We start from the raw sequence: 18,332 nt of genomic DNA on the forward strand, positions 1-18,332 counted from the left end.
TTCTCATTCAGGCTGATTAGTTTTTTCAGGAGTCTTTCGTCGCCCACTCCTCACGAAAGTACACACAAAAATCACAGCAACGCCCAAAATCGCTCCTAACATCACCGAAAGTGCCACAATCAGACTGCGCTTTGGTTCACTCTTCTCTTCAGGAATAACGGCAGGATCGACAGTCTCGAATACATATTCTTTCTGAGCATTTGCCAACATTACAGTGCGGGTCTCGCTCTCAATCAACTGATAAAAGACCTGCTGCATCCCAGCTACATTCGTATCATTCAGTTTCTCTTCAAGATAAGAAATCCTGGCATTGGATTCATCGACGTCTTTTCGACGCATGTACTCGTTAATATCCGCAACCAGCCACTCAGCCCACTGCTGCGAAGCTACCGGGGACATGCTTCTCACCTTCAAAGTTATCATTCCACTATCTTTATTATCACTGACACTAATATGCTCATGCTTTAAAGCATTCACAAGCTCCCAGTCAGTCGGCTTGAATGTCTTTCCCGACTGATCGGCGAGCCACTGTTGGGTATCAGGATCGTAAACTTCTCTGTTGAAGATCCAGGATTTACTGGCTTCATTCCAACCAGAGGTACCTAGCAGAGGAACTTCAAGCTCGTGACGTTTTACGAAATCTGCTAGAAATGCCCTGGATTGCAATACCTCTTTTGCAATCACCGTCTGGTTTGAACTGCCACTGCCAATGTTAATGCCAGCGAGGCTTGCCAAACCACCAAGCTGCCCACTTATACCGTTTAACGACCCCTCTTCATTTGCTGGTGCCAACAAAACGCTAGACTGATAGATATTTGGCTTTTGAAGAGCGTAGGCAATGCCTGCAATGGCAAACACAAGAGTTACTGCGAGGATCAACCATTTGCCCGCCCATAGCGTCAGGAAAAGTTCACGAAGATCAATTTCATCATCTTTGTGAGGGTGGACGTCAGGAGTCCCATTTAGTTTCTCATAGCCACTCATTACAGATTCCCCACTGCCGCTGCACCAAGCGCCATCTGATAAACAATCTGGCTCACGTTTGTCCAAAGCTCCAGCTGGTTCAGGCGGTCCACGTCAATCGGCATGATGATCGTGTCTCCCGGCTCCAGTTGCTTGCTGCGGCCACCAAACCATCTGCTTTTCTCTGGCAGCATCACGGAGCCGTCTGCCTTCACAACGTAGACTCTGCTGTCATCCGCCTGGCGGGTTGGGCCGCCGGAGCGTTCCAGATAGTCATCCACGGTGAGGCCGGACTGATGTAGGTGACTGGTCGGGAACTGCACTTCCCCAAACACAGAAACCGACTGGGGTATGTTCGGAACACTTAGGGTATCGCCATCCTGAAGCCGAATGCTCTGATAACCCTCATCCTGCATAACGGCAGCAAGGTCGATCACCATCCGGCCTACAGGGCGGCTGTTCTGCACTTCTTCCAACAAGCCTTGAACCTGCTGCACCCGCTGGGCGTTCTGCCCACCGAAGGTGTTGCCCTGGAGCTGGACACCCAGGAGGTCACCTTGCAAGCGTTCTTTAGCCTCTTGCAGGCGCTGGGCCTCCAACCGGCGAAGCTTTTGGCGGGTGAACACCGCTCCTTTCGGGAATGCGTTCTCGGTCAGTCCGCCCGCGCGGAGAATAACGTCCCTCAGGGTCTCCCCTTCACCAAAGGTGTACTCTCCCGGATAGCGTACCTCACCAGAAAGGGTGATTCGGTATTGTTTGTCAAAATCTGGAGTAGGCTGAATCAGGATAGAATCACGGCTTTGAAGTGTTTGACGCGTTTCACCAGCCATTACATCCGCCAACGCAATCTTGCGGGTGATCACTCTGCGGTCGCCCTCTTCTGCAAGCTCCGATCTGGCCAGTTCCGCCGAAAGCAGGGATGCTGAGTCTTTCAGCCCTCCAGCAAGAGCAATCACATCGGCAAGTCCGCCGTTTTCAGGAATCGGATAGTCACCCGGGTAACGAACTTCGCCGGATATGGTGACAAACGAGGCAGGATCGAGCGGCGTTGCCTGAATGCGCAGCTGCTTCAATAAACCTGGTAGCAGTTTGTCGCGCTTTGCATCCTGCAGTTGCCGGAGCTCATCCTGTTCGCTTTCCGTTAGTTGCTCCCGCTCCAGCATAGCGAGCCAACGGCGCTCTTCGTAGTTCTGTTGGAGTTCCTCCCGCTGTTGGGGGCGCAGATTCGCCAATTGTTTCTCAGAAGGCTTGGAGATCCGCTCCCCTTTTTTCAGGCGTTCCTGCAAATCCTGGTATTCCTCATATCGCAGCGCCCTTTCATCAAGTTCTGTTTTCTCCAGATCAGAGAACACGAACAGTTGGTCCCGTTCCGCAAGGATCAGATCGGCTTCACTGCCAGGGCTGCGAAGGGCATCTCGCAGATCAATCACCAAGGTGCTCAGGTGATCATCTGCGGACTTTCTTACGAGAAGAGCTACATCGCGATCTGCCGCAGGCAGAAGATCGTTTCGGAGATTATTGAGGACAGATGACACCCTCATGCCGGGCACGAATGCATAGCGCCCTGGCCGCGTGGCAGCTCCACGGATTTCGATATACTGGCCAGTAATGTCAGCAATAGAGGCAATGGTGATGCGATCCCCTGGCAGCACCCGAGTACTTTGGCCCTTCTGCTCCGTGTAATCCGCTTCTGCGATGATTCTCAGGAAGTCTTCATTGGTGCGCTCAATTTTTACTCGTTCCGGGTAAGCCTGCGGTGTAAGCCCCCCGGCCAGGCGCACCAGCTCTTTCAGGCTGGTTTCATCTTCCAGTTCGTAAAGCGCGGGCCTGTAGACTTCGCCATCAATGCCTGCTCGTTCGCCTACCGGTGGTATGAAAACAACATCCCCTGGCTGAAGGCGGTGATCGCCGGAGCTATCGCCATTGAGAAGCAGATCATACAGATCCAGGGTGCCGATAAGCTTGCCGTTGCGCTTATGCTGCACAGCACGCAGGGATCCAGACTGCTTTACCCCGCCTGACACATACAGGGCGTTGGTGATGGTGGAAAGCGAGCTTACCATGTAGGAGCCGGGGTTTCGGGCCTCGCCAAGAACGAAGACTCGCATACTGCGCAATTCGCCGAGAGAAACACTGGCCTGTACGCCGATGTATTGCTCGGAGACCAGCTTCTGGATTTGCTGGCGCGCTTCATCAAAGCTAAGGCCTGCAACGCTGAGAGGGCCGGAATTGGGGAAGCCAATGGACCCTTCACGGCTCACGGGCAGTTGCAACTGCTGATTTTCTTTGCCCCATAACTGGATGCGCAGCACGTCGCCGGGGCCAAGTGTGTAATCGTTTGGTACGGGGATTTCTGTTACCGGCGCAAAGGTGGTCGGACTGCCTGCAAACAGGTCATACCCGAATGGTTTCAGCCCACCGTTCTTGCGAGCCCGCTCTTCCTCTTTTTCCTGCTCTTCCCGTTCTTTCTGGGCTTTCCGGCGCTCGTCATCGCCATTGCCACTTTCGGACTCGACAACCTCAATATTTTCCGGGCGTTGCTGGCTCTGGCGGCGACCCTGAATATTATCCAGGTCTATGCCGTACTGCCGAGCCAGGGCTTCTTGCTGGGCCCTTGGCAGGTTTTTGAACTGCTCAATCTGAGACGGGCTGATGGATTGGGCGGCGGCAGCCATTGGCAGTAGCAGAGCCAGCGGGAGCAATAGATTCTTAAGCTTCACAGTTATAAATCCGGCGGTTTGGTTCGGTAAAATTTAGAATCGGTAGGTCCAGGTGGCGCCGAAAGACCATTGGTCTTTCTCGCCACCCAGGTACTGTATTTTCTTGTCGGTGGCCTGGAGGTTCATATCCAGCCAGCCATTTAATAAACGGGTTCCGTAGCCGAGATCAAGAATGGCGACGTTCTGGTCGCCGTCGGGAACGGTGTAAAAGATATCTTGATCGGTTACAACGGTGCGGTTTTCGCCATCCTTATTCAGTCGGGCGTAGGTTACCTTGGCCGTCAAATTGGCACCATTGTCGAAAAAGTTCAGAGCTCCCAAGGTAACGGCTTCTGCATCGCCATCGAAGCTAGCTGCCATGCTGCGGCCGTAATAGCGATAGCCGGAGCGGTAACGGGAGTGATCGTAGGTGATGTTGGGCATGGCGTCGCCAAGGAAGTCATCCGCCAGGGTGTTGGTGTATTCAACAAACCACTGCTGGTCAGCTTTGAATAACTGCGTCGTCCAGTCCGCGCCCAAAAGCCAGGACTTACGGGCTGGAAAGGCTCCGGCTTCGTCTTCGCCCATCATCTGGGCGTATAGCCCCATGGATTGCTGGCCAATTGCGAATCCGTAGCGGGCATCAATGCTGGCGAGCTGGTTGCCCGGGTCGTTTTCCTCAAGCTGGCCGTTATCGCGCCCGATCAGGGCGTTCCAGATGGTTGAAGCGCCTTCAGGTCGCCCCTCTCCACCAAACATGATGGCCCGTGAAAGACCAATATCCAGGCCATCGATCGGGCGGAACGTGAAGCGCATGCCAATCAGTTTGGCATCGGGTACCGCACGGTCACTCTCATATTGGCCGGCAAGCGCTGTGAACTGCCAGGGGCCGACCCAGCTTAACCATGGGGTTTCGAAAGCGTGGGTGTTGTTCCGGTTAATCCAGAGCGCCGGCATGGGACGAGCGTTGTTGGAGAGAATGAGACTGGATTGCCAGCCTGGGCCCCACCACCGGTCAATGGCCCCAGCGCCCAACACCCAGTTACCTGCAGCCGCAGCCAGGTAGCTACCATCCAGCCGAAGCTCTTCGTCATCATCGCTTTCATGGGCGTACGAGGGCTTAAGCCCCAGGGCCCATACTTCGCCCTGCCACTGGAGGTTGATCGCCGTGCCAGCTTTCGCAAGCGGATTCTGGTCAAAACCGCGAACTCCGGGTATCTCGCTGCTGCCATAAAGGCTGTACTCGCCCCGGAAACCCTGCTGGGCCTGTTGTTCTTTTTCGAAGCGCAGGTAGGCGGCAGCGGAGCCCACCGCCACCTGATCAGCGCTGACACTATCCTCCAGGCCACTGTGGACCGTACTCCACATCATCGGCCAGGTGCTGATGGTGCGATCCATATGGCCGCGGTCTGCCAGTTTCTGGGCCGCAAATCGCGCCCGAGAGTCGCCTGGATCAAGCCAGGGAGCGGCCGGGAGGGCAACACTTGTCAGACACGCTACCGCCCCACCGACCAGGGCCCAGTGTTTTAAGGTCATAAAATTGGATTGTCTGAAAAGCGACAGGAAACAGGCAAAAGGAAGGGGACAACTGACTCCCAACTGTATCCTTGTCGGTAGATGAATGAACTGTTTCAGAAGCGTGACGATTTTACGGCAATGTCTATGACAAGCAAGTGACAAAAAGTCTGACACATTGGTTATCATAGGGTTATCGGGGTAAAGATTTGTTAAAGGTTTGGAACCTCAACCTTATCGTCTACATTTCGTTCAGATTGGCTCTTACCAAGCTTACAAACTCGGCAAAAAACGATAGAAAAATGCCTGCCATCAAACCCAGCATGGCAGCCAAAACCACGATCAGGCTCCGCGCAGGGCCTTTTCTTTCTGACATCTGGCGATTGAGCACCAGAAGTTCTGCCGGCTGGATCGAGCGCAGAAGCACCTCAAGGGAGAGGCGCTTATTCACTACGTCGGCAATGGCAACGCCCGCATCCCGCGAAGTCTCTAACCTGTCGATGGTTGAGGCCAAAGACTCGATCTGTCTTTCCAGGTTTTCTTTGAGGGTAGATACTGCAACAGACTGAGCCTGCTCCAGCCTATCAATGAGCTGACTGTGGATCTGCTTAACATCGTCAGACTCCGACGGTTCTGCCTCAGAAACAAGCCGGACTAGCCCCGTATTCTCCGGATTCGAAAAGACCACATCGAAAGGAACTGGCTGGTCGTGCCCTGCGCGGTAGGTGGCCTCAATTTCAGGAAACCAATGATTTTCAAGCGTGGCGATCACCGTGGCCGGTTTTTCGACAAAGCCCCCAGCATCCTTTTCTGCCAGCTTGAACAAACTAACGTAGTCGTACTTCTCGGGCGCCAAAATGGCATAAAGGATGCCAGCCACAAGTGTAACCAGAAACACGACGTAGAAGATTCGGCGGCGCTTCAGAAAAGTGGAAGCCAGGTCTACAAGACTGATCTCATCGTCAGGTGTATGTTGAACTGAGCGCTGTCGTTCTTCCATATCAACTTATCTTTCCTACTTGTTATTGGAGCGGCACACCGATTACAGCTTAAGATCAGAGCTGCGATTCAGCTCCACGGCAGTACCTTTAGTTTTTTATAGCAGAGACCGGAACTTTTACCTTCTGCTGCTTCTGCATGAAGTTGATAAGCACTATCGCGCGGGCTTCGCCATCATAGGACTGAAAAATGGCATTGATGCCTTCAAATGGCCCTTCATGCAGCTGCACGGCCTGGCCAGGTTTGATACCGCCCTGCTCTGCTACGGAATCGAGACCATCCTTTATATGATGGATCACATCGTCACCGATGGCCGCGGGCTTGTTAGCAAAACCCACAATCCTCAACACACCGCGAGTAGAGCGCAGTTTTGCCCACACGGGATCCGATTGTTCCAGATTCACGAACAGGTAACCCGGAAACAACGGCTCAAGCTTCTTGGTGCGCTTGCCAGCCCTGATTTTCTCCACCGTAATTTTCGGGTAAAAACAGGTAATACCCTGATTTTGAAGATGCTGCAGGGCGCGGTCACCCTGCGCGGGCTTGTACTGAAGTGCGTACCATGTCATGGCTGCGGAAGATACCAGCTTCCCGCCGCAATGAAATACGGATTTAACACATCTTGTTTACCGTATTTCAGTGGCTGGCCATCTACCGTTTGCACTTTCCCGCCGGCAGCCACCAGCACCGCCTGCGCTGCGCCCGTGTCCCACTCGCAGGTTGGCCCCATACGCGGGTAAATATCGGCGTGGCCCTCGGCAATACGGCAAAACTTTAACGAGCTTCCAGCTTGCACAAGTTCGTGCTCTCCGAGCTGATCGATAAACGCTCTGGTTTCCGGGTTGAGGTGGTTCTTGCTAGCCACCACACGTTTTACATCTTTGGGCTCCGCCACCCGAATTCGGTGAACTTTGCCAGTTCGATCACGCATGTGGGCACCCTCACCTACCACTCCCCAGTAAGCTTCTTTCAGGGCCGGAGCGATGACCACGCCCATAACCGGCTCACCGTCCTCAATCATCGCGATGTTGACGGTGAACTCACCCGTACGTTGAGTGAAGTCCTTGGTACCGTCGACAGGGTCCACCAGCCAGAACCGGCGCCAGTGTTTGCGCTCTTCCCAGGGGATATCCCTCCCCTCTTCCGAAAGGATGGGTATATCCCGGCTAATTCTGCGCAGCCCGTGGGTGATGATGTCGTGGGCGGCGGTGTCTGCGGCCGTGATCGGAGAATCGTCTGCTTTGTAGCTCACCTTGAAATCAGACTGGTAGATATGAAGCACTTTTTCGCTGGCTTCGTCTGCTACCTTGATGACATCCGGGAGAACGGAGCTGTAATGCATGCGATTCGCTTCCTGCTTCAGATCAAAACGTTATGAACTATGATGGGTAATAGTAACACTCCCTTAACAAAGAACCAGAAGGACGCCTCTATGAAACTTCGCTTCCTTGGCGGCACAGGAACAGTTACTGGCTCACGCTACCTGCTCTCGGACGAGAAGCACCGGGTACTGGTAGACTGCGGCATGTACCAGGGCGTGAAAACCCTGCGCCGGCGTAACTGGGCGAAGTTTCCGGTGGATCCTTCCACCATCGATGCGGTGGTGCTTACCCACGCTCATATTGACCATTCCGGCTATCTGCCAGCCCTCGTAAAAAACGGCTTCAAAGGCAAGGTATACTGCACCAAGGCCACCCATGAACTGTGCAAGGTACTTCTGCCGGATGCCGGCTTCCTGCAGGAGGAAGATGCGAAATACGCCTTCCGCAAAAAGTTCTCGAAGCACGAGAAGCCGGAGCCGCTGTTTACCGAGAAAGACGCCTGGGAAGCTCTAAAACATTTTGAGTCCCTGCACTACCATGAGACGTTCGAGCCGGTGAAAGGGTTCCAGGTAACCTTTACTCCGGCAGGCCATATTCTGGGATCATCCTGTGTGCACGTTCATCACAAGGGCGCAGACAGAACGGTTGTGTTCAGCGGGGACGTGGGGCGACAAAACGACATCATCATGCGGCCGCCGGAGCCGCTGCAGAAAGCCGACGTGCTGGTGTGCGAATCCACGTACGGGGATCGCGCCCATGGTGAAACAGATCCGGAAGCGGAGCTGGCCGAAATCATCACGAAAACCGCCGGGCGCGGCGGCATTGTGCTTTTACCGGCGTTCGCCGTTGGCCGGGCGCAGATGCTGCTTTATGTGATACACAAGATTATGGGAGACGGGAAAATCCCCAAGCTTCCCGTGTTCCTGAACAGCCCAATGGCCATCAAGGCTACAGAGATCTTCTGCAAGCACCACAAGGAACACAAGCTCAATGCGGCCCAGTGTGAACTGATTGATGAGAAAACCCAGTTTGTTCGCAAGGTGGAAGAATCGATCGAACTGGACGCGGTGCGCTACCCCTGCGTGATTATATCTGCCAGCGGAATGGCCAGTGGTGGGCGGGTGCTGCACCACCTGAAAACACTGCTACCGAATCCTCGGAACAGCATCGTGTTTGCTGGCTTCCAGGCACCGGGTACTCGTGGTGATGCGTTAGTGAATGGTGCGGAATCGGTGAAGATTCATGGCGAGTACTGGCCGGTGAAAGCCGAAATTCATAACCTCGACTCTCTCTCCGCCCATGGTGATTACAACGAGATTCTAACCTGGCTGGAGCAAGGTTCACTTAAGCCGGAGAAGGTGTACGTCACTCACGGCGAGCTGGTTGCGAGTGACGTAATGCGCAAGCGGATTTGCGAAAAATTCGGCTGGGATGCAGAGGTGCCTGAACTGTTTGAAGAAGTGGAGGTTTAAATAACGGTACAACCTAATGGGCTATACCTGTCTCTCCAGTTTGAGGCACCGCTTGTATCAACCACACAATTCCAGGTTCCGTTGACCGTGCGTTCGAGCCTCAACACCAACCCCGAAAGGTCGCCGTGTGCATTGCCGCCCATGGTCACCTGGAGGTGCCCAGAACCGTCAGGATTTAACACTGCTATATCAGTCGCCGGGGTACCCGTAGTTAAGGGTGAAGGGGAATAACCGATATCGGAGTTTGCGAGCGTACCGTTCCGGACAAGGCGCTCCTCCACGGCCGACTTGTAGGCGGCTAGTTCCCCAAGCGCCTGATTAATTTGAGATTGCATCACGTGCCCCTGGTAGGCTGGCAACGCAAAGGACGCAAGAATCCCTATGATCGCAACAACGATCATGAGTTCAATAAGGGTAAAACCACGATTTTTTGCAGACATGCCTTGTATTCCACAGACTCTACGATACCTTGGGATGAGCAAAGATCGGACCAAAGTGTTTGCGAATCGGAGAAGAGTCTCTTGCTTCGCGTCCAGGCGGAATTTACGGAGCGTTACCTCGAGGAAAGTTTCCGTGAAACCAGAAGCGCGGCATTGTTGGCTGCTTTAGCTCCTCTTTGTAGTAAATCTCATCGGTCCTCATATCAACATAATAGGAATGAACCTGACCCAGCCATAGAAGCCAAAGCAAGACAATCAGCGGCGCCAAAAAGGCGGTAAACACAAGCCTCCCACTCGATTTTGGATTCGCTTGCACTCCTCGCACCTCAAACAAGCCGCACGGGACAATTAACGCCCAGAAGCCGGCCAGTACCAACACTCCAACCAACATTGACCCCGGCGCTATGAATACTGCGGACACGCCCGCGTGTACCAGCGCTCCAATCACGGAGGCAGCAACGCCACACAACACATTGATATCTTTTGTTTCGCCTTCCAAAAGCAAGGTGGTTCGGCGCTTCCAGAAAAGGAAGGTGCACTGAACCGCAAATATGGCGAGCAGGAAGACTTGCAGCCACCCATACTCGGCAGCCCACATCAGATACATGTTATGCGGGTGCCCAAACTTGCTGCTTTCTGAATACTCCTGAGTAAGAAGATCGTGGGTTAACCAGGATTGAGGCCCCATACCGAATGGGAAATGCTGGATACTCATTTGCCACGCTTCCCTAAAAAGCGGCAACCTCCCGGAGCTGGTAGCGTGAACGGAACGTAACTCTGTTTCGCCTAAAAGCAGCGATGGCACCAAGACGGAAAGGACTAACCAAATCGCCCCACCTGCCAAGAGATAGGCGGTGAATTGCCTTAACCAGGGCCAGCTTTGCCGGCCAAAGCAAAGTGCTATGATTAGCACACCAGTGACAACGCCAACAATTGATCCGCGAGAAGCAGACAAGAAAATAATCCACCACCAAATCCCGGCCCCTATAGCGACGAGGGAACGCCAAAGCCGGTATTCTCGCAATGGGCCAATAAGTACAGCCAGTGGCAGAATTGGCAAAAGCCAGGTGGCAACATGACTCCAGTACCTAATATTTACGAAGCCCCAGGGAATCAAATCTGAAAGATCTGCCTGGCCATCTGCCAATGCAAACAGGTACACGTTGACCGACATGGCGCCATAGAGAAAGCACGAAGCCGCAGCAACGGAAACGAAAATCTCAAGGTAGCGATGGACCCGCCCCTGCATAGCCAGAACTAAACCAGAAGATACAATTGCAGCGAAATAAAACGAGTAGAGGCCTGGCTCCACAAAAGCGTAATCCTTTTCAAAAAAACCAAGCGAAAGAATAGGAAAACCGAGAATAAGCGCAATCGCAGGTAGCAAGGTTTGCGTGAGTTTCCCCGACGGGAACCCTTTGAATAAAAGCAAAATAGCGGCGGCGCACGAAACAAAACCAGTTAAACCCACCAAAAGAAAACGCTGATCCGCGTACGAACCGCCATAGGTGGGGAGAAAATCCGCGAACATCACGGCACACAAACAGAGGATTACTGCGCACCCAGCCACTGCGGGCACTATCTGATCAGCTCTCAACCTTTTAGCCCTCCAGTTAGCCGGCTGGTGACCCCCAACACAAATTAACTGATGTGGTGGTCGTCGCAACAAAAAAGCCCGGGGCCTAAGTCCCGGGCTTTCTTTACTTCCGCGCTGATTCTGGCGAATCGTGGCGGAGACTACTTCTCAGCTATCGTACATTAGGATACCGGGCAGCCTGCAGGTGCGTAGCTGTCTTTCCAACCGCCACCAGCTGCAGGGGCAGTGATGGTGCAGGTATACGCGCCGTTGGCACTGCGAGACACAGTAATGATTGCGCCGCGAACTGCAGTAGAAGCGTCGGTACCCATTTCGGCTTCCCAGGACAAGGTCGCCAGGTTGCCGTCGTTAATGGTCAAGCCAAAGTCAGGACCAGTGTTTGCGCCGTCAACCAGATTAGAACCAGTCCAGCCAATGCCGATTTCACGCGGATTTACAGTAAGATCGTCTTCGATTGCAACAATGCCGCCGCTGTTGAAGATACTTTCGGCGTTGGATTTCAGTGCGTTAAGTTCACCCACCAAGCGGGATACCTGTGTACGGGCGGTGTAGTCCTGATACTGCGGAATAGCAACAGCAGCCAGGATGCCGATGATCGCAACTACGATCATCAATTCGATCAGTGTAAAACCCTTCTGGGCGTGGTTGATTTGAATATTCTTCATTGTCGACCTCTGTGTTTGACGGTTATCAACTCTCAATGGCCCGGGCCCGGTGGAGCCGTGCCCCGCGACCGGTCTTTGAGCCTGAGCGATTCAAAGCAGCTGGCGTGCCAGTTTTGAAACTTACTGCTTTAAGGCTTTATTTTCAGTCCTCTACGCTCTCCAGTGTCGCCGAACATGACCCTATGGAAACAGATCCGCAGCGACAGGATACGTCACCAGGTGACGATTTTTGTCAGTTCCGAGGAGCGTTCAATTGATTCATTCCAGATAATCGTCACTCAATGAATACAGAAAGCGCCTTTCCAAACCAACACCAGACATCTAAACTCAGTGTCATTGACAAAACACCCGATTCAGCAACTTAGGCAGCTTTTTTTAATCGATTTATGTCTACCAACAAAACCAACGTGACTTTAACCGGGCTGGCCAGGCGCTTCGTAGATGATGGACTTCTTGATGAAGCCACCGCCAAGGACGCATTCCTCCAGGCTTCGCAGAATCGTATTCCTCTAATCACCTACCTTACCCAGAACAACCTGGCAGATAGTTCAAAGCTGGCATTTTCTGCTGCCATGGAATTCGGGGTTTCAGTACTGGATCTTTCGGCATTTATGCCGGAGATGATGCCGGACAAGGTGGTGGACGAGAAGCTGATCCGCAAACACAATGCGCTTCCCCTATATAAACGAGGGAACCGACTGTTCATTGCGGTTTCGGACCCGACCAATATCCAGGCACTGGATGAGATCAAGTTCAATACCGGCCTGAGCACAGATGCGATTTTGGTAGACGACGCAAAATTGCGGGAGGCCATCGACAAATATCTGGAATCCCATGACACAACGATGGGAGATCTGGATGATGCCGACCTTGAGGGCGTCGAGACGGAGGGGGGCGAACAGGAAGATGACGATGGCGCCGTAACTGCCAGCGATGTCGATGACGCTCCAATCGTAAAATATGTGAACAAGATGTTGCTTGATGCCATTCGCGGTGGCGCGTCGGATATCCACTTTGAACCGTACGAGAAGATCTACCGCGTGCGCTACCGGACGGATGGCATTCTCAAGGAAGTTTCTCGACCCTCTATCAAGCTTGCACCGAAGATCTCCGCCCGCGTGAAGATTATGTCGCAGCTCGATATTTCCGAGCGTCGAGTGCCCCAGGATGGCCGCATCAAGATGAAGCTATCCAAAACCAAAGCCATTGATTTCCGGGTGAACACGCTCCCGACTCTGTGGGGCGAAAAGATCGTACTTCGGATTCTGGACCCGAGCCAGGCAAAACTGGGCATCGACGTACTCGGGTACGAGGAAGACCAAAAGAAACTTTATATGGATGCCCTTGCTCAACCCCAGGGCATGATTCTGGTAACGGGCCCTACCGGTTCTGGTAAGACCGTTTCCCTTTACACCGGCCTGAACATCCTGAATACGCCGGGCATCAATATTTCCACTGCTGAAGACCCGGCGGAAATCAACCTGGAGGGCATCAACCAGGTAAACGTGAACACAAGGGTCGGGCTAGGTTTCGCGGAGGCCCTGAGAGCCTTCCTACGCCAGGACCCCGATGTGATCATGGTGGGTGAGATTCGGGATCTCGAAACGGCCAATATTGCTATCAAGGCTGCGCAGACTGGCCACCTGGTTCTTTCAACCCTACATACCAACAGTGCAGCCGAAACACTCACCCGGATGATGAACATGGGCGTGCCTTCGTTCAACATCGCTACCTCCGTAAGCCTGATTATTGCCCAGCGCCTGGGCCGGCGGCTCTGCAATTCCTGTAAGCAAGCCTTCGATGTTCCCAAGGACGTGCTTTTGGAGGAGGGGTTCACACAGGAACAAATTGATACAGGCTTCACGTTGTACCGCCCCAAGGGCTGTGATAAATGCAATGGAGGATATAAAGGCCGCGTTGGTATCTACGAGGTGGTCAAGATTACAGACGAGCTGGCGAACATGATTATGGAAGAAGCCAGCTCCATCAAAATTGCAAAGCAGGCTCAGGCAGAAGGCTTCCGCAACTTGCGACAGTCCGCACTCATGAAAGTGATCGAGGGCGTGACAAGCCTTGAGGAAGCCAATCGCGTGACGAAGGATTAAGCATGGCAGAGAAAGCACAAAAGCTGGAATCGTATATTTGGGAAGGCAAGGACCGTAAGGGTAATAAATCCAAAGGTGAACTCACCGGTTCTAACCTTGCGCTGGTGAAAGCGCAGCTGCGCAAGCAGGGCATTATTCCAGACAAGGTGAAGAAAAAGCCCAAGCCCTTGTTCGGCGGCAGCAAGAAAATCACTCCCTTTGATATTGCCATGCTCACCCGCCAACTGGCCACAATGATGAAAGCGGGTGTGCCGCTGGTTCAGAGTTTCGACATTGTTGCCGATGGCCTTGAAAACAAGGGCCTTCAAGAGCTGGTGATGGGTATTCGGAATGACATTTCTTCAGGTACTAGCTTTGCCGGCGCGCTTCGCAAGTACCCGCGGCATTTCGATGATCTCTACTGCAACCTCGTCGATTCAGGTGAGAAGGCCGGTGCACTTGAGGCCATGCTGGACCGGATCGCAACCTACCTGGAAAAGACTGAAATTTTGAAGAAGAAAGTCAAAAAAGCAATGACTTACCCTGTGGCCATTATCGTGGTCGCGATCATTGTTACGGCGATTCTTCTTGTTAAAGTCGTTCCTCAGTTCGAGAGCCTATTCCAGGGCTTCGGGGCCGAACTACCTGTTTTCACACAGATGGTGGTTGGCTTATCTGAATGGATGCAAAGTTGGTGGTTTGTTGTTCTGCTTGGAATAGTGGGCACCATTTTCCTCTTCAAAGAAGCGAAACACCGCTCCAGAAAGTTTTCTGACCTGGTAGATAAATACGTTCTTAAACTTCCAGTTGTGGGCGAAATTCTCGACAAGGGTGCTGTTGCGAAATTTGGCCGAGTTCTTTCCACAACCTTTGCGGCCGGTGTGCCCTTGGTGGATGCTCTGGACTCTGTAGCCGGAGCTACCGGCAATGCGGTCTATCGCGACGCTATCGAGCGGATTAAGAATGATGTGGCCAGCGGCACACAACTGCAGGCATCCATGCGCCAACAGGATATCTTCCCGGTAATGGCTGTTCAGCTAACCGCTATCGGCGAGGAATCCGGTAATCTGGATGAGATGCTCGGCAAAGTGGCGGAACACTACGAGGCGGTAGTAGACGATATGGTCGATAACCTTACTGCCTTGATGGAGCCGATCATTATGTCGGTGCTGGGCGTGCTGGTAGGTGGTTTGATCATTGCCATGTACCTTCCGATCTTCCAGATGGGTCAGGTTGTGGGTTGATGCCGGCGCTAGACACATTCCTGACGACACCCTGGCTTCTTTACGTTTCCGTTATATTCTTCTCCCTCTGCATCGGCAGCTTCCTGAATGTTGTCATTCTGAGGCTGCCGAAAATGATGCACCAGGACTGGCGCTGCCAGTGCGAGGAATTCCTGGAGCTGCCCGAGAAGCAGCGTAAGGAAGAAGAACGGATTACGCTTTCCAAACCGGCTTCCACCTGCCCTTCCTGCGGCCATGGCATTCGGGCGTGGGAAAATATTCCGGTGGTGAGCTGGCTGGTTCTTCGGGGCAAATGCGCTTCTTGCAAGGCGCCTATCTCGCCCCGTTACCCGATCATTGAGGCCGTTACCGCGATTTTCTCGGTGGTGACCATTGCTGTCATCGGGCCGAACGAATCGGCGCTTTGGGCCCTTCTGCTGGTTTGGGCTCTGGTGGCCCTGACCGTGATTGATTTCGACACTCAGCTTCTGCCGGATAGCATCACCCTGCCCTTGATGTGGCTGGGCCTGGTGCTGAATTACTTTGGTGTGCTTACGGACTTCAACAGTGCTTTCTGGGGTGCAGTGGCCGGGTATCTCTCGCTTTGGTCGGTTTACTGGCTGTTCAAGCTGGTTACCGGCAAGGAAGGCATGGGGCACGGGGACTTCAAGTTGCTCGCCGCGCTTGGTGCGTGGCTGGGGTGGCAGTTGTTGCCGGCGGTTATCCTGCTTTCCTCGGTGGTTGGGGCGGTTGTGGGTATCAGCCTGATGGTGTTCAAGAAGCATGGGCGCGAGGTGCCGATTCCGTTTGGGCCGTATCTGGCAACTGCCGGGCTACTCTGTTTGTGGTTCGGGACTGAAATTCAGGCGTTCTGGTACGGATTCCTGGGAGTCTGATTCATGAAGATTGCTGGCCTCACCGGCGGAATTGGTTCCGGGAAATCCACTGTGGCTCGCCTGTTCGGCGAACTTGGCGTGCACTGGGTGGATGCCGATGATGTTGCCCGGGAGGTGGTTGAGCCCGGTACGCCAGCGCTTGCTGAGATTACCAAGCACTTTGGGGAGGAGATTCTCACGCCCGAGGGTGCATTGGATCGTGCGCAGCTTCGCGCAATTGTCTTTCAGGAGCCGGAAGAGCGAGTTTGGCTGGAGTCGCTGTTGCATCCGATCATCCGCGAGGAATTGATTCGGCAATTGAATCCGGAAAACTACCAGCTCCCCTATGTGCTTCTGGTTTCCCCTCTCCTCCTCGAGACCGATCAACACGAACTGGTTGACCGCATTATCGTGATCGACGTGCCCAGGGACGTTCAACTTGAACGCACCATGGCTCGGGACACCAATTCCCAAGAGCAGGTTGAACGGATCATTGCGGCTCAGATATCCCGTGAAGATCGGCTGGCGCGGGCGGATGAGGTGATTGATAATGACCGCCCTCTGGATGATGTAACGCGTCAGGTGCGGGAGCTGCATGAAAGGTTGCTGGTGGAATTTGGCTGACTGTTTTTTCCGCTATCGTTTTGCAGGTCTTGCGGCTGCACTCTTCCTGACACTCTCTTCCCCAACCCACAGCATCGAGCCGGTGTTTGAGGTTCGGGAGCGCTCTGTGGCTGAGATTCTGTCTCCGGCACAGCTCCCGATCGGCTTCTACACATTTGAGCCAGATGAATACTGGGCCGATCCGCGGGATTCCTATTGGCTCAAATTCAGCAACTGGGTGCTGCGGCAGGAGCGCCTTCACGGGCAGAAGATCCAGTCGGTTGGCCAGTGGGCAGACCGGACGCTTTCCGGCAGCGCCCAGAGCCTCCCCAATAATGAGAGCTATCTGCGGGTTGGCTTTGCAACGGAATCCGAATATGGAGACCCGGCACAGTTTGAGCCGGAGGCGCGATTTCGGCTGGATATTCCCACCACCGAGCGAAAACTGCGGCTGGTTATTGAGAGCGAAAGCGAAGACCTGATCCCACTCGGCGAGCGCCAGCGGGACCGGCAGCTTACCGAGCCGGAACGCTCCGATACGGAAGCCACGGGTGCGCTGCGGTACCTGACCCAGATTGGCGATGCCATCAATTTCTCCAACGATGTGGGTGTGCGCCTGCGGCTCCCTCCGGATGCCTTCTGGCGGGCAACGGCGGAGAAACGCTGGCGCCTGGACGACAAGTGGATCCTGAACGCTCAGCAGCGGTTCTATTATTTTCATCAAGACGGCTGGGGCGAGCGAACCTGGATTGGCGTTGGGCGCCCGGTTGGCAATGACTGGTATTTCCGTTCGTCTTCGGAACTGGAGTGGGTGCATAACGACAAGGAATTCGTGGCGGGCCAGATCTTCAGCATGCGTAAGCGCATGAATAACCGGCTGATCGTAACACCGAGGCTGGGCCTGCTGGGGGAAAGCAAACCTTCCTGGCGCACCACCTCCGCGTTCACAGATCTTACGTTTCGCTACCGGCTGCACAGCAACTGGCTATACGCGGAGCTGATTCCCGCGCTGGAATTCCCCCGGGAGGAAAGTTTCAAAGACCGGGCTTCTGTGGTGTTCCGGGTGGAGATGTTTTTCTCCGGTACTATCGAGGATGATCGTTTGTAATGCCAAGACACCCCTCAAAGCCAGCGGCCGAGGCCCTTACCCTTACGCCGATTGCCATCACACGCTCCTGCTTTCAGGACAAGTTCGGGGTGCCTCGTCAGCCAGGGCTGACCCGTCATGCCCGGGCCGACCTGATCATCCAGCCACCGTTTGACCGGGAAGATGCGTTCCGGGGGCTGGAGACCGCCAGTCATCTGTGGCTGACTTTTCAGTTTCACGAGGCAGTGCGGGCGGAATGGCGGCCAGTGGTGCGCCCTCCCCGGCTGGGCGGCAACCGCAAGATGGGGGTGTTTGCCAGCCGCTCACCGTTTCGACCCAACAGTCTCGGTCTGTCGGTGGTGCGCAATGAGGGGCTGATTCGCAGAGATGGCGAGCTCATACTCCGCATCAGCGATCATGACCTGATCGAAGGCACACCGATTCTCGATATCAAACCCTACCTTCCCTTCGCCGATTCCGTGCCCGAGGCCACCCTGGGCTGGGCAGATTCTCCGCCCACGGAAAGGCTGGAGGTGGTTTTTCTGCCGGAAGCCGAGACGCAGATCCGTCAGCTCTCATCGGAAGACTATCCGGAACTGCGCCCGCTGATCGAGGATGTGGTCGCTTACGATCCACGCCCCTCCTTTCGCAGAGGGCGGGATGAAGAGCGCATTTACGGTGCGCATCTGTACGATCTGAACGTGCGATTTCGATTCGTGAATGATCATTCACGGAAACGTGTCGAAGTGCTGACGGTCTGTTAAACTGCTTTTGGTGATTTTGTAGTC

Annotated in this window: 16 protein-coding genes; 7 read left to right on the top strand and 9 right to left on the bottom strand. The window is 54.1% G+C overall.

The features are described 5' to 3' along the window. Window positions 1-3: 3 nt before the first annotated feature. The 6 genes from ACO06L_RS06700 to cysQ all read right to left on the bottom strand — a co-directional run bounded on the left by ACO06L_RS06700 (window position 4) and on the right by cysQ (window position 7,518). Window positions 4-984, bottom strand: a complete 981-nt coding sequence (locus ACO06L_RS06700; RefSeq protein WP_202346952.1) for a Wzz/FepE/Etk N-terminal domain-containing protein — start codon at window positions 982-984, stop codon at window positions 4-6. Beyond that, window positions 984-3,683 carry an SLBB domain-containing protein gene (locus ACO06L_RS06705; RefSeq protein WP_336143391.1) on the bottom strand — a complete coding sequence of 900 codons (2,700 nt, stop codon included), beginning with the start codon at window positions 3,681-3,683 and terminating at the stop codon, window positions 984-986. The genes ACO06L_RS06700 and ACO06L_RS06705 overlap by 1 nt, the downstream gene beginning before the upstream one ends. Window positions 3,684-3,716: 33 nt before the next feature. Further along, window positions 3,717-5,198 (bottom strand): capsule assembly Wzi family protein, encoded by a 1,482-nt coding sequence (locus ACO06L_RS06710; RefSeq protein WP_202346954.1) that lies wholly within the window; start codon window positions 5,196-5,198, stop codon window positions 3,717-3,719. A gap of 220 nt (window positions 5,199-5,418) precedes the next feature. After that, the gene (locus ACO06L_RS06715) at window positions 5,419-6,177 is read right to left on the bottom strand and encodes a Wzz/FepE/Etk N-terminal domain-containing protein (RefSeq protein ID WP_202346955.1); all 759 of its coding nucleotides are present in this window, start codon (window positions 6,175-6,177) and stop codon (window positions 5,419-5,421) included. Window positions 6,178-6,265: 88 nt separating this feature from the next. Further along, window positions 6,266-6,745 carry a transcription/translation regulatory transformer protein RfaH gene (gene rfaH, locus ACO06L_RS06720; RefSeq protein WP_202346956.1) on the bottom strand — a complete coding sequence of 160 codons (480 nt, stop codon included), beginning with the start codon at window positions 6,743-6,745 and terminating at the stop codon, window positions 6,266-6,268. Continuing rightward, window positions 6,742-7,518 (bottom strand): 3'(2'),5'-bisphosphate nucleotidase CysQ, encoded by a 777-nt coding sequence (gene cysQ, locus ACO06L_RS06725; protein ID WP_202346957.1) that lies wholly within the window; start codon window positions 7,516-7,518, stop codon window positions 6,742-6,744. Before cysQ ends, rfaH begins: the two co-directional genes overlap by 4 nt. Before the next feature lie 90 nt (window positions 7,519-7,608). Here cysQ and ACO06L_RS06730 point away from each other — a divergent pair, with 90 nt between their 5' ends. Further along, window positions 7,609-8,970 (top strand): MBL fold metallo-hydrolase, encoded by a 1,362-nt coding sequence (locus ACO06L_RS06730; RefSeq protein WP_202346958.1) that lies wholly within the window; start codon window positions 7,609-7,611, stop codon window positions 8,968-8,970. Here ACO06L_RS06730 and ACO06L_RS06735 read toward each other — a convergent pair. From ACO06L_RS06735 to ACO06L_RS06745, 3 genes are all read right to left on the bottom strand, one after another. After that, entirely contained in the window at window positions 8,967-9,410 is a 444-nt protein-coding gene (locus ACO06L_RS06735; protein WP_064228998.1) for a pilin, read from the bottom strand. The two genes, ACO06L_RS06730 and ACO06L_RS06735, sit on opposite strands and share 4 nt — an antisense overlap. A 103-nt stretch (window positions 9,411-9,513) precedes the next feature. Then, window positions 9,514-10,941, bottom strand: a complete 1,428-nt coding sequence (locus ACO06L_RS06740) for an O-antigen ligase family protein (protein WP_202374531.1) — start codon at window positions 10,939-10,941, stop codon at window positions 9,514-9,516. A 227-nt stretch (window positions 10,942-11,168) separates the two neighbouring features. Further along, on the bottom strand, window positions 11,169-11,672 hold the full coding sequence (locus ACO06L_RS06745; protein WP_202346960.1) for a pilin: 504 nt from the start codon (window positions 11,670-11,672) through the stop codon (window positions 11,169-11,171). A gap of 386 nt (window positions 11,673-12,058) precedes the next feature. Between ACO06L_RS06745 and pilB the strand changes: the two genes are divergently transcribed. From pilB to tsaA, 6 genes are read left to right on the top strand one after another with little or no spacing between them, the layout of a single operon-like run. Continuing rightward, on the top strand, window positions 12,059-13,777 hold the full coding sequence (pilB, locus tag ACO06L_RS06750; protein WP_202346961.1) for a type IV-A pilus assembly ATPase PilB: 1,719 nt from the start codon (window positions 12,059-12,061) through the stop codon (window positions 13,775-13,777). Window positions 13,778-13,779: 2 nt separating this feature from the next. After that, the gene (locus ACO06L_RS06755) at window positions 13,780-15,000 is read left to right on the top strand and encodes a type II secretion system F family protein (protein WP_064228717.1); all 1,221 of its coding nucleotides are present in this window, start codon (window positions 13,780-13,782) and stop codon (window positions 14,998-15,000) included. Continuing rightward, window positions 15,000-15,875, top strand: a complete 876-nt coding sequence (locus ACO06L_RS06760) for a prepilin peptidase (RefSeq protein WP_202346962.1) — start codon at window positions 15,000-15,002, stop codon at window positions 15,873-15,875. Before ACO06L_RS06755 ends, ACO06L_RS06760 begins: the two co-directional genes overlap by 1 nt. Before the next feature lie 3 nt (window positions 15,876-15,878). Beyond that, window positions 15,879-16,478, top strand: coding sequence for a dephospho-CoA kinase (coaE, locus tag ACO06L_RS06765; RefSeq protein ID WP_202346963.1), 600 nt, complete (start codon window positions 15,879-15,881; stop codon window positions 16,476-16,478). Continuing rightward, window positions 16,471-17,565, top strand: a complete 1,095-nt coding sequence (locus ACO06L_RS06770; RefSeq protein ID WP_202346964.1) for a hypothetical protein — start codon at window positions 16,471-16,473, stop codon at window positions 17,563-17,565. Before coaE ends, ACO06L_RS06770 begins: the two co-directional genes overlap by 8 nt. After that, window positions 17,565-18,308 carry a tRNA (N6-threonylcarbamoyladenosine(37)-N6)-methyltransferase TrmO gene (tsaA, locus tag ACO06L_RS06775; protein WP_202346965.1) on the top strand — a complete coding sequence of 248 codons (744 nt, stop codon included), beginning with the start codon at window positions 17,565-17,567 and terminating at the stop codon, window positions 18,306-18,308. The genes ACO06L_RS06770 and tsaA overlap by 1 nt, the downstream gene beginning before the upstream one ends. Window positions 18,309-18,332: the final 24 nt, after the last annotated feature.

Source organism: Marinobacter sp. (genome assembly GCF_965229985.1).
In the GTDB taxonomy this organism is placed as follows: domain Bacteria; phylum Pseudomonadota; class Gammaproteobacteria; order Pseudomonadales; family Oleiphilaceae; genus Marinobacter.

Coding starts and splice junctions, on each gene's coding strand:
- ACO06L_RS06740 (WP_202374531.1), bottom strand. CDS start 10,941: ATGTTCGCGGATTTTCTCCCCACCTATGGCGGTTCGTACGCGGATCAG.
- ACO06L_RS06735 (WP_064228998.1), bottom strand. CDS start 9,410: ATGTCTGCAAAAAATCGTGGTTTTACCCTTATTGAACTCATGATCGTT.
- tsaA (WP_202346965.1), top strand. CDS start 17,565: ATGCCAAGACACCCCTCAAAGCCAGCGGCCGAGGCCCTTACCCTTACG.
- rfaH (WP_202346956.1), bottom strand. CDS start 6,745: ATGACATGGTACGCACTTCAGTACAAGCCCGCGCAGGGTGACCGCGCC.
- ACO06L_RS06760 (WP_202346962.1), top strand. CDS start 15,000: ATGCCGGCGCTAGACACATTCCTGACGACACCCTGGCTTCTTTACGTT.
- ACO06L_RS06700 (WP_202346952.1), bottom strand. CDS start 984: ATGAGTGGCTATGAGAAACTAAATGGGACTCCTGACGTCCACCCTCAC.
- cysQ (WP_202346957.1), bottom strand. CDS start 7,518: ATGCATTACAGCTCCGTTCTCCCGGATGTCATCAAGGTAGCAGACGAA.
- ACO06L_RS06745 (WP_202346960.1), bottom strand. CDS start 11,672: ATGAAGAATATTCAAATCAACCACGCCCAGAAGGGTTTTACACTGATC.
- ACO06L_RS06715 (WP_202346955.1), bottom strand. CDS start 6,177: ATGGAAGAACGACAGCGCTCAGTTCAACATACACCTGACGATGAGATC.
- ACO06L_RS06730 (WP_202346958.1), top strand. CDS start 7,609: ATGAAACTTCGCTTCCTTGGCGGCACAGGAACAGTTACTGGCTCACGC.
- pilB (WP_202346961.1), top strand. CDS start 12,059: ATGTCTACCAACAAAACCAACGTGACTTTAACCGGGCTGGCCAGGCGC.
- coaE (WP_202346963.1), top strand. CDS start 15,879: ATGAAGATTGCTGGCCTCACCGGCGGAATTGGTTCCGGGAAATCCACT.
- ACO06L_RS06710 (WP_202346954.1), bottom strand. CDS start 5,198: ATGACCTTAAAACACTGGGCCCTGGTCGGTGGGGCGGTAGCGTGTCTG.
- ACO06L_RS06755 (WP_064228717.1), top strand. CDS start 13,780: ATGGCAGAGAAAGCACAAAAGCTGGAATCGTATATTTGGGAAGGCAAG.